Origin of the sequence: Coprococcus sp. RTP21428st1_C9_RTP21428_210409, assembly GCF_040227395.1 — a bacterium.
Lineage (GTDB): Bacteria > Bacillota > Clostridia > Lachnospirales > Lachnospiraceae > Coprococcus > Coprococcus aceti.
The window spans coordinates 1-5,404 of the sequence record NZ_JBEHVV010000112.1 but is presented as its reverse complement, the minus strand read 5'-3'; the positions used below and the strand labels follow the sequence as shown (position 1 = coordinate 5,404).

General features: G+C 39.1%; 5 protein-coding genes. 4 read left to right on the top strand and 1 reads right to left on the bottom strand.

All coding sequences use genetic code 11. From position 1 onward, the window contains the following. A partial coding sequence (locus ABUA34_RS13765; RefSeq protein ID WP_349823497.1) for a hypothetical protein occupies positions 1 to 1,933 on the bottom strand: 1,933 nt, incomplete at its 3' end. A 334-nt stretch (positions 1,934 to 2,267) separates the two neighbouring features. Between ABUA34_RS13765 and ABUA34_RS13760 the strand changes: the two genes are divergently transcribed. The 4 genes from ABUA34_RS13760 to ABUA34_RS13745 form a co-directional block, all read left to right on the top strand. Next, positions 2,268 to 3,002: a LytR/AlgR family response regulator transcription factor gene (locus ABUA34_RS13760; RefSeq protein ID WP_349823496.1), complete on the top strand. Its 735-nt coding sequence runs from the start codon at positions 2,268 to 2,270 to the stop codon at positions 3,000 to 3,002. Further along, positions 2,999 to 3,967, top strand: coding sequence for a DUF5050 domain-containing protein (locus tag ABUA34_RS13755; protein ID WP_022216240.1), 969 nt, complete (start codon positions 2,999 to 3,001; stop codon positions 3,965 to 3,967). The genes ABUA34_RS13760 and ABUA34_RS13755 overlap by 4 nt, the downstream gene beginning before the upstream one ends. 126 nt (positions 3,968 to 4,093) lie before the next feature. Then, positions 4,094 to 4,819 carry a PP2C family protein-serine/threonine phosphatase gene (locus ABUA34_RS13750; RefSeq protein ID WP_055273364.1) on the top strand — a complete coding sequence of 242 codons (726 nt, stop codon included), beginning with the start codon at positions 4,094 to 4,096 and terminating at the stop codon, positions 4,817 to 4,819. A 26-nt stretch (positions 4,820 to 4,845) separates the two neighbouring features. Continuing rightward, positions 4,846 to 5,404, top strand: a 559-nt coding sequence (locus ABUA34_RS13745; protein WP_349823495.1) for a protein kinase domain-containing protein, incomplete at its 3' end; no start/stop codon positions are given.

The window sequence follows — 5,404 nt, the reverse complement described above, 5'->3', positions numbered from 1 at the left end:
GGGCATACACTGCGACAAGAATGGGCAGGCCTATCAGATTTCGGAGATTATTTGCGTGCCATACTGCCGTGCTCAGGTATGCGACAAATATGCACAGCGCAACATCTGTGATGAGATGCAGCTTCTGATTCACGATATACATAGGATGATAACGGTCGTCAGGTGGCTGGATGTCCGATGTGGACAGGCTCTGTTCAAATTGACACAAATTGTAGTTATATATTCCTCTGGCAATTGCAAGCTCAGATATGCTGCCGGCGTACAGGTTGTGTCGGAACAGCGTTGCTACCTCGTAATTATCAGAGTCAGGATTGCCGGCGTAGAATGAGAATTCGGCCATTTTCTGATAATGGGATCTCGCACGGAGAAGTATAAGTATGTTAAGAACACCGTTCAGCAAAATAAGGATCATTGTGACGGAATAGAGCATGGAAGCATTTGGCATTCTGAAATACTCCAGGTCAGGATTCACAAGCTGAAGGATCTCGGCGATCACACCTATGGATGAAAGAGTGACAATGAAAGCGGTTAGAGTAGCCCAACTGTATTTGGACGAATCCGCTACCTGATCATATATATGCCGGATGCAATCCTCACTGTAGTTTGTGAGCTTGTTGTAGCTGGTGTGTCTGAAAGAGTTCAGTCTGGAATCATAATCCCATGAGCACATGCGCGCCACTCCGAATCTGGACGCAGGAACATGACCTGGCAGATCCGAGGAGAAGAAAGCATCATACCTTTTGTAGGTAATATGGTCATGAACCATGCTGTCGATAAGCATAACTCCACCAAATGATAAACTGACAAGAGCCACCAGCAGAGGAAAGCTGTTAAATACAAATGACACAACAATATATAGAATACTCACCATACAGAACAAGGTGATGATGACTCGTCTCCCCTGTTGTATATCATTAAAAGATCTCGAACAGTTCTGAAAATGATTATATGTAATGCTATAGGTGTTACTGTTCTCATCAAGCACGGAATGTTCAAGTATCAGGCTTAGCTCAGAATACTTCTTGTGCAATGAGAATGGAATAAATCTCAAAGCTGTCAAAATGATGGATGCACACAGCATGACAATACTGAACAGCGTCCCCTTTGTGCTTGTCGCCTCATAGGAACTGATCCAGGTAGAAGAGAAGATGGTTGCAAGCATCTGTACAGAGTAAAGGACTATCAGTGTATATGTTGCAAATGCCTGTAGCTTGTCAACCCTCCTGGCATCATTCATTAGCTTCTGAAAATGTGGGTTGTTCAGATCAGTCACGGGATGTGCGACCTTAGGTTCTTTGATATTTCTTGTTATAGCAACCTCCGATGCATATGCAGGGAAATTCACATCATCAAAAAGCGCATACAAAAGGATCGTAGCAAGGTATTCTGATGGTGAGGTGCATTTGAACAAAGAGCAATAATGTGTAAGCTGGTTGTCTGTTGAGAGGACGTTACTCAGATATGACTGCAGTGAAACTATAAAATCAGAGTCCAGTGCGCCTTTTGTTTCTATAAGATTGTCAAGATGAGCACACAGCTTGTCGTAATCTATCGCATTCAGCAGAGCTCTTATAGGAAGAGGCTGCTCGTTTCCGGAAAAGTTCTTATTTGCCAGGTTGGAAAAGAAAACACTCAGCTTCGTGCCTGTAGGATAGCTCTCGTCAGGATGGATGAGATAGTACAGAGGTTTCTGGGCTGAATCTGCATCCTTCTTAAGCCATTCTATATCCGCATCCTTGAAGACGGAAAATGACATTATTTTGTCAATATCGTCATATTGGTTCGGATTCTGTGAAAAGAATAATTGGCTGAAAGTATGTTTGTTGGAGTATGAAGACGTCTGTGGAACAATGGGAATGTTAAGCCCCAGATGCTCTGTGAAAAGTTCCTCCAGAGAGCATATGTGTTCCGCCGGTCTGGTACGATATTTCATCTTTTGTTTCCCCCTCATGGAAATGAAATAGGTTGGTTTAGTAAATATATGTGCTAAGCACTATATGAATATATAACAAAAAATGAGCTATTTCAACATAACAAAGGATATATTTCGACAAAATAGAATAAGGAATTTTCAATAACGAAAATAGACAATGAAACATGCAATATAGACAATGATATGTCTGGAGTGCGGATTACATTGCCTGAAAGTCATATTACTTCAGACTCTATAATATCAGGTAATAATTGATAAAGATCATTTATTTCTTTAAATTGATATGCAATGAGGCGGAGAACCGCATAGATAAATGAGGGGGAGAGAATTCAATATGACAATAGGCGTATGCGATGTAAATCCAGACGAGACGCAGAGAACAGTATATTTCCTGCGCTCTCAAATTAAAAACAACATTATTGATAACGAAAATGTGAGATTTGTTTCATATAACCTTGATTCAGTAATGTTGGATATCGACTATCAGAAGTTCGACTGTGACATCTTTATAACAGAGCTTCTGTATCCAAATGGCAAGAATGGTGTGAACCTGGCAAAGAGGATCAATGCCGTAGCTCCATCTTGCAAGATTCTTTTTTATGTAAACAAAATCCCTGAAGAACTGGACATATACGAGGCGAATCATGTGAATTGTATGCTTAAAGGCAGGCATGATGCAAGACTTGTGACATTCATGAATGATCTTGTGGAGAAGATGAACAATGATGACAAGAAGCAATTCATCAAAATCCGATATGACAGGAACGTCAATATCCTTGATTGCCGCGACATAATGTACATCAAAATAGAGAACAGAGTAACGATATATTACACAAATAGAAAAAATGACCAGCGTGATGGCAAATATTACGAATACAGACCTCTCAGCGAGATCATGAAAGACCTTCCGGATAATTTCGTGAGATGCTCAGCCGCTGCGGTGGTTAACAGAGATTATATCAGTAATTATAATCATCAGACCATTACGATGGTTGATGGGGAGGAGATAAAGATTGGAAGACGGTATGGAGATGTTAATGAAAATAGAAAGGAGAAAGTAGTTCAATGAAAAAAAGAGAAATAAGAAAGTTTATTGTGATGATTATGGGCATAATACTGCTGGTTTCAGAGGTTCAGTTGTTTAGTGGTGATAATGTATATGCCAGTACAAGAACAAGTAGGTACGAGCAGTTATATGTGCCGTCATATGCGGCAATGAGTGGGAAGATGCTGTATTACGCAGTGGGATCAGGGGCTCAAGGAGGGCGGTTGTATATGTACAATACATCTACAAAACGTCAGAAAAAAATATCTGATTTGCGCTGTACGGATCTGACAATTACAAAAAAAAATATATATTGCACTGTAAATAAATATATTGGTTCCGATGCCCGTAACAGGTATGTATATAGAATGTCAAAGGATGGTAAGAAGACGAAAGTCCTTGCGGAAGGCTATAGCCCTGTTGTTGTCGGAAAGTATATTTATTATATAGGTGTTAAAAAAGGCTCTGCTCCGTGGAATGCAAACGTTAAGGTTGAATATGGCTCTACGGGCATATATAGAATGGATTCCAACGGAAGAAATAAGAAGTGCATTTATCGATTCAGTGGGAAGGTTTCAACAGATAAGCTCATTGCTGGAAAAAATCGGGTCATATTTACTGGAAGTAATTCTGTCACATATGCAATAGGAACAAACGGAAAGATGACTCGCGCGAGTATTTCAACTTCAAAAAACAGAATTAGTACATTTACATGGCTTACAAGTTCAACAATTAATAAACTTCCGATATCAAATAATAAATATGGTTACATATATAAGATACAGGGAGCCGCACTTGTCAGGTGTAAAGGAACAAGTCGTAGAACCATATTTAAAGTTCCTGCACAGTATGTTAGAAATGGTGGAATAAATTATGTAATAGATTGTGGAGATTATCTGTTTGTTGTTTCGGGTTACACATATGCGTTCGTTGTTAGTAAGAGTGGAGCGGGCGTAAAAAATGTTGCAGCAGCTTTGATTGGATATTGATGTTGTTATTACGGAGTTTGCCGAAAAAAAGCAAAATACAGACATGGCAAAACGACATACAGACATGCAAAAACGTGGAGATATATAGTATATGATATAATTTCACAAGAGATGGAGGGGATTAGAATGATAACATATAAGGTATATTCCGACATAGGAAACAGGGAGAAAAACGAGGATTCCGTTGGAAATTTCCATGTAAATCAGAGAGATATATTTGTATTGGCTGATGGACTCGGCGGTCATGGACGTGGTGAAGTTGCTTCTTCAAAGGCGATAGAAACAGCCAGAGATCTTACACAATTAGTTGGAGACAGTAACGCTGATCTTTTGTCAGATATATTTGAAGAAGCTCAAAAACGAGTAATGAATATTCAAGAGGGTACATTCGCAAATGGCATGAAAACGACACTTGTTGCGTTAGATATATGTCGCGATCAGATCAAATGGGCCCATATAGGCGATTCACGTCTATATTATTTTCAAAATTGTAAGTTGGTTGAAAGAACTTTGGATCATAGCGTTCCTCAGATGTTGGTTCTGGCGCACAAGCTAAAAGAGAAAAAAATCAGAGGGCATGAAGACCGGAATAAATTGCTGAGGGTTATAGGTAGTCCATGGGAGACTAAAAAGTATGATTGTTCTGAGATTATAAATAAAAATGGATTTCAGGCATTTCTTTTGTGTTCAGATGGGTTTTGGGAATTGATAGATGAAAAAGCAATGACTAAGACTTTGAAGAAATCAAACAGTGTTGATGAGTGGTTGGATGCAATGGTTGAGATAGTAAGGCAAAACGGTAAGTGTACGGATATGGATAACAATTCGGCGATTGCCGTTTGGGTTAAGTAGGTAAATATTGTTGGAGGATATATTGAATGCAGAGAAGATGTCTAAATTGTTTTAATTTATTTGACATAGTATATAGCGATAAGGAAGAGAGTGAGGTCTGTCCATACTGTGGATATTGCGAGGGAACACCACCTAAAGAATTATATCATTTATATCCGGGAGTTGGCTTATACAATAACAGGTATGTGATAGGTACATGTATAGGATTTGGCGGATTTGGTATTACATATAAGGCTTGGGATAATGTACTTGAGACGGTTGTGGCTGTGAAAGAGTATTATCCAACTGGTCTTGTGCAAAGGGTTCCAGGAAAGCCACAGGTAATTATTTATACTGGTGAAAGTAAAGAAGAGTATATGCAGGGATTGGAAAGATTCTTGGATGAAGCAAAAAATATGGCGAAATTTGTCGATAATCCAAATATTGTTCATGTTGATGCTTTTTTTGAGGAAAATAATACTGCGTATCTTGTTATGGAATATTTGCCAGGAATGACTTTGAAGAGTTATTTAAAGTCAAAGGGAGGTCGTATAGGCTGTGAAGAGGTTATACCTATAGCTGATGCGGTAATAACAGCTCTCAAGG

Bases quoted from the DNA above. Each gene is read 5' to 3' on its own strand.
- ABUA34_RS13755 (WP_022216240.1), top strand. From the start codon at position 2,999: ATGAAAAAAAGAGAAATAAGAAAGTTTATTGTGATGATTATGGGCATA.
- ABUA34_RS13750 (WP_055273364.1), top strand. From the start codon at position 4,094: ATGATAACATATAAGGTATATTCCGACATAGGAAACAGGGAGAAAAAC.
- ABUA34_RS13760 (WP_349823496.1), top strand. From the start codon at position 2,268: ATGACAATAGGCGTATGCGATGTAAATCCAGACGAGACGCAGAGAACA.